Here is a 4,925-nt window from a genome sequence, read left to right as displayed (position 1 = left end):
CCTTCTCTCGATCTAGAGCCGAAAGAATTATTGGCACTACCTTCTGCTACTTTCTAACTTTGTCGAACTCACGTTGAGATCAAAACCCCTCTTGTCCCGACCAACAGACCAAAGAGTAAGAACCCTGCCACGATTAGAACATTTTGGGCTAAAGCGGCTAGGGATAAATTACTGAAGTGGAACGCTAACTTCACTCAGACACATGCTGACAGACATCTGGGGAACACAAACGGTATGCAAGCAGGTATTAGCTTGGAAGTACGCGCTCAATCTATGGGACACACCCCAGGAATGAATGACAGAGGGTATAAGAAACGTCAGTCTACCCAGACGACTATTGACTTACTGCTTAACTCTAATAGCAATGCGATCGACTTTGTAACTGCTTTAGCAGAGGCTAAAAAGCTAATCAAAGAGGATGAAAATAACAGAGAAATAGTCATCAAATTACTATCAGTTATTTATCAGAAAGACAGTAAGGCGTTAGCTGAGTTACTATAGTAAAATCAGTTTTCAACATAATTAATATTTCCTCATTAATTTACGACTCTTTTGGCTAGGAGTCGTTTTTTATTGACCTTTTGAATTGATAGGTTATACTTTTAAAAATGCTCTCAGTGTTGCTCCTTCTATAGCAGAAACCAGCCCTCCTTTGGTGACAAATCAAAAGGGGGGTTATTGTTTTAGCTAGCTTTCAAATGTTATTTAATCCCTAATTAGCAAGCTGTTTATTTTACCTCTTCACCTGCGTTAGTAAACTGTTTCTCGTACCTCGAAAACCTACGGTCAAGCAGTTGACAAACTTCGGTTCAGAGCTATTCTTTGATCATCGCTAATTAGAGAGAAAATTATGGGCTTTACTGCAAAAGATAGGCTAGAGAGGCTAGAAAAAGCTATTGATAACTGGGTAAGTACTATGTTTCGTCAGACCGCTAAGATGGAAAAGTTAAATGAACAGCTAGCAGAATTACAGTGTGAAGTGATCAGGCTCAGGAGAATAGTTGAGCCTAAGTCAAGGTCTAAGTAGGTATTCTAGAAGTGTTAAATAAGTTATTTAACACTTCTCAAAGATGATGACGACTACCGAAACTGTTCTTACTCGTCATCGCTTTCATCTCTGGTAAAATCAATCTTAGCTAGTTCAGTCTCAGCTTGAGATTCTGCCTTATCTTCATCTTTCTTGACCTTCTCAGTATCTAAGAAGAGTTTAGTTTCATCCTCAAGCTGCTTACGCTCTGCTTTAAGCTGAGTGATGTTCTCTCTTGTTTCGACTACCTCGGAACTAATCTCAGCAATAGCGCTAGCACCTTCGGCTAAATTCCCTAGAGTATTACTTAATCCCTCTAGCCTCCTTTGAGCCTGATTTTGAGGGTTAACCTTTTCCTGCATTAAATCGTAAGCATCCTCATAGACCGCCCCTGCATCTCTTAGGGCGTTACCTATTTTTCCTGTGTTCTCAGCGGTTAATTCTGCTACGTTACGGGCTGAATCAAATAAGCTCCTGGTCAGGTCAAGCACGTTAGCTGTACTCTGATAGATGCGATTAGCAGCAGCTATCTTAGCGGTCAAAGCTGCATAGTTCTCTGAACCTATGACAGAGCTAATTAATTCAGTCATCTTAGCCTTGATGACAGTATTAACATCGAAAGGTTGATCGTTACTATCTTTAATGCCAATCGCGTTTAAAACGCTACTTGCTGCATCTCCAATAGTCTGCCCTAAGTTGTTACTCAACATGACAGCGTTATGAAGGACTAAAGCGGTAGTGATGCCGTTGAGTATCTTATCAGCATGAGTAGCCTTCCAAGCTTTATCAGCAAACCCTTGTACTGCTTCTAGCCCATACGTAGTGTGACGAACAGCCTCGTTGGTATTTTTAACGTAGCCTAGTATGGCTGTTCCTTGGAGTAGGTCAAGACCTGCAAGTTTAGCATTAAGGCTATCATTCATTCCTTTTAATCCTTGTGTTGGATTGGGGACAGTAGGCGTAGGTGGACAACTACCACCGTTAAGGCTGTTACAAATGCCCGTCTGGACACCTTGGGATATTTTACGCTCTGAGGTGGCATCAGCTATGTTATCTAAGCGAGGTACGATCATGCTCCCAAAGATAGCGGTTAGGTCTGTAGCCACACCTGTACGTATTCCTGTCTGTAAGTCTTCTATTTGTTCTGGAGTCACGGCGTTAGGGCTGATTGTATCTAAAAGTGCTTCAAAGCGATCTCTAAAGGTTTCTGGATTGTTAGCTATATCACTTGCTGTAATAGTGGTAGGGATGATACCAGGGAGGCGCTCTGGATCACTAAACTTACTGGTTAGTTCCAGTACTCCTGTTTGAGTATCTGCAATCTTACTGTTACCTGTAAACCCGCGTCTCTTCGCTTGAATCTCGTAACGAGTAAGCCGTTCTGTAACTTCACTCTGTAATTCAAAATTGACTATACTGCTCCATTGTTTGCGCTCGGACGATGCTATATTGTGCTTTTGCCATAAACGCTCATAGGTTTGCTCGTAGGTTTCATAGTAAGTAACCTTGTCGTATTCCTGTTCCTCTTCGGTGGGGCGTTCTGTAACTAGCCCTGGGTTCAATTCTTTAATTAAGTCAAGGTCAGCCCTAAGCTCCGCAAAACCTGTTTCTATTTCGCTAGTTCTGGCTTCAAAATCTGCAATTCTGGCTTCAATCTCAGTCACCCTAGCTTCATAAAGGGTCATCCTTTCGTTAACTTTTTCAATCTCTAATGCCTGAGACTCAATGATTTCTAATGCTGTCTGAAGCTGCGTTTCTATTATACTTATTTGATTGGTAAGGTCGGCTTTGGTGTCGCTTAATTCCTCTGTAAGTTCATTAATCCTAGCAACATGCTCCGCGTTCTCAGTTTGTAGCTGTATAATTTGTTGTTGAGCTTCCCCAAGTTTGCTGTTAAATGTTCCTATCTCCCTCCCTTGTCGTGACAAATCAGCTTGAACCGCCTGCAAGTTCTGTCTGTTTTCGGCTGCTATTGCCTTGTTGTTGGCTATCTCAATGTTTACTGCATCGATATCGCTGTTGTTCTTCTCATACATCCGCAACATCGAAGCCTGTTGAGCATCTAAAGCTAGTTGTGTCCCTGCTGCTTCTTGATTTATCCTGTAGTCGAAAATATCAACCGTAGCTTTATTTATACCTAAAGTAGCTGCTAGTTGGGCAAGGTTAGCCAAGACCATTAGACCACCTGCCGATGTTCCCCCAACCTTAGCAGCCGTTTGGGCTGCACCTGCGCCGTTCCCTGCTGTGTTGGCGATCGCGTTTACTCCCGCTAAACTTCCAGTAGTACCGTTGCCAAATTTAGCTCTGATACCAGTATTCATAGAAGCTAGCTTTTGCCAGGTAACACCTGTAGCTGCTCCCTCTAAGAGGATGTCTGTGACTGCTTTGGGTGCAACATTCTTTGCCATACCCAGTAAGGTTACACCTACCCCCGCTTGAAGTACTGTATTACTCGCTCCTTTTACAAACAGGTCTACCTTACCTCCGTCTTCTTTATCTCCTAGTACCGCATTAAGCTGATCGCGTAACTCTTGTAATTCTGCCTTAGTGGCTAATTCTTCACAAGTTGGCATGATTCAATTATTATTTGTTGTAGTTAAATACTGATATCCCCTGAGAGTTGTAACAGCAAACATGAGTACCGCAATCTACTTCACAGGTATCAGGGGGGCATTGCTGCGTTATGCACTGGTAGCTTACCGTAGGGGACAAATCACCTGCATCCGAAGCTACTACAGCACCATTTTTGTAAATATCAATTACATATTTGACGCTTGAGCTTGGTGTAAAAACATATGCTACATTCCTTAAACTTCCAGGTACGATGTAGCAACTTTGATCATCTCTTCCCTGATAAACAGTTGTAATGGTTGATATGCTAGTTGTAGATGCAGCATATGTTTTTACATCGAGTTTCCACCCTGGAGTGTAGCCAGCAACATATACAGGTCGACCGTTACTTACGTACGTAGGTTCTGGAACAAATAAATCTACTGGGTTTACGGGTACTTCTCTAATGTTGTTAATGAAAACAGACCTTCGATTAGGCTCTTTATACGAATCAACGTTGTAGCAAGGTGCGCTATTGCCGTCGGTACGAAACAAATCAGCATTCCAGAAGATATAAGCTCCTGTCCTAGGAGCGGTTGGAGAAACACCGTAATAAAGTCGATAATCGTCCCCTGCGTCACTTGATTTTTGCGGTTGCCCTGGGAACTGCCACTTAATTAAAGTTTTTTGCTCGGCAGGGCAAGGAGGGTTGATGTTGTAAGGCATGTCTCATAAATGTCTTTAACGTTGTCAGCAAGTCAACCATAAAAGGATGGAAGCAACCATCTTGTTTAAATCGCTTACTCCTCAAAAGCATCAATACTAGGAATACCTGCTAATCCTGCATCAAGATAAAAGCTAACCGTAAAACTTCTTCTAACCTGTCCATCTCTTGCTCCTGTAGCAATGGTTTTTCCTGCATCAGTAATGTAAATCTTTTGAGTTGGGTCTGTGTTAACTGTTGCTCCTTGATTCTTCATTAGCATCATGAGAATGCCGTAAAACATTTGAGTAGCTGTAGGACGATGACCAAAACTTGCTCCCGTTTCTTCTGATAGTTGTCCTCCTAAGCTTTGTTTTTTAAAGTCGTCCACATTAATTTCTACTTTCCATGGGTCGCCTTCAATAAATGGAGTCGATACAAATTGTCCAAAAATATCTGGAAAATTAAAATCTGCCATAGTTAATTAACTTAGTTATTTGAGTCTGTGTACATCTTCTAAAAGTGTTAAATAACTTATTTAACACTTTCTAGATATGACCTTACCCAAGTCATTTTTATTAGTATACTTGTACTAACTTAGAAAGTCGAGTTAATCAAGAATGGCAAATAATGATATTGAACTAT

5 protein-coding genes are annotated in these 4,925 nt (G+C 41.5%); 2 read left to right on the top strand and 3 right to left on the bottom strand.

The features are described from left to right. The first annotated feature begins 234 nt into the window (after positions 1-234). Positions 235-501 carry a hypothetical protein gene (locus C7B62_RS24510; RefSeq protein ID WP_106243920.1) on the top strand — a complete coding sequence of 89 codons (267 nt, stop codon included), beginning with the start codon at positions 235-237 and terminating at the stop codon, positions 499-501. Between the two features lie 349 nt (positions 502-850). Further along, positions 851-1,027 carry an oligoendopeptidase F family protein gene (locus C7B62_RS25510; RefSeq protein WP_146132209.1) on the top strand — a complete coding sequence of 59 codons (177 nt, stop codon included), beginning with the start codon at positions 851-853 and terminating at the stop codon, positions 1,025-1,027. Positions 1,028-1,095: 68 nt separating this feature from the next. Here the strand turns inward: C7B62_RS25510 and C7B62_RS24505 are convergent, their stop codons facing one another. The 3 genes from C7B62_RS24505 to C7B62_RS24495 form a co-directional block, all read right to left on the bottom strand. Continuing rightward, positions 1,096-3,600, bottom strand: coding sequence for a hypothetical protein (locus C7B62_RS24505; protein ID WP_106243917.1), 2,505 nt, complete (start codon positions 3,598-3,600; stop codon positions 1,096-1,098). A 10-nt stretch (positions 3,601-3,610) separates the two neighbouring features. Then, positions 3,611-4,132 carry a hypothetical protein gene (locus C7B62_RS24500; protein ID WP_146132208.1) on the bottom strand — a complete coding sequence of 174 codons (522 nt, stop codon included), beginning with the start codon at positions 4,130-4,132 and terminating at the stop codon, positions 3,611-3,613. Between the two features lie 245 nt (positions 4,133-4,377). Continuing rightward, positions 4,378-4,758: a hypothetical protein gene (locus C7B62_RS24495; protein ID WP_106243910.1), complete on the bottom strand. Its 381-nt coding sequence runs from the start codon at positions 4,756-4,758 to the stop codon at positions 4,378-4,380. Positions 4,759-4,925 lie beyond the last annotated feature (167 nt).

Origin of the sequence: Pleurocapsa sp. CCALA 161, assembly GCF_003003995.1 — a bacterium.
GTDB lineage: Bacteria > Cyanobacteriota > Cyanobacteriia > Cyanobacteriales > Xenococcaceae > Waterburya.
This window is presented reverse-complemented; position numbering and strand designations above follow the sequence as displayed.

Bases quoted from the DNA above. Each gene is read 5' to 3' on its own strand.
- C7B62_RS24510 (WP_106243920.1), top strand. From the start codon at position 235: ATGCAAGCAGGTATTAGCTTGGAAGTACGCGCTCAATCTATGGGACAC.
- C7B62_RS25510 (WP_146132209.1), top strand. From the start codon at position 851: ATGGGCTTTACTGCAAAAGATAGGCTAGAGAGGCTAGAAAAAGCTATT.
- C7B62_RS24505 (WP_106243917.1), bottom strand. From the start codon at position 3,600: ATGCCAACTTGTGAAGAATTAGCCACTAAGGCAGAATTACAAGAGTTA.
- C7B62_RS24495 (WP_106243910.1), bottom strand. From the start codon at position 4,758: ATGGCAGATTTTAATTTTCCAGATATTTTTGGACAATTTGTATCGACT.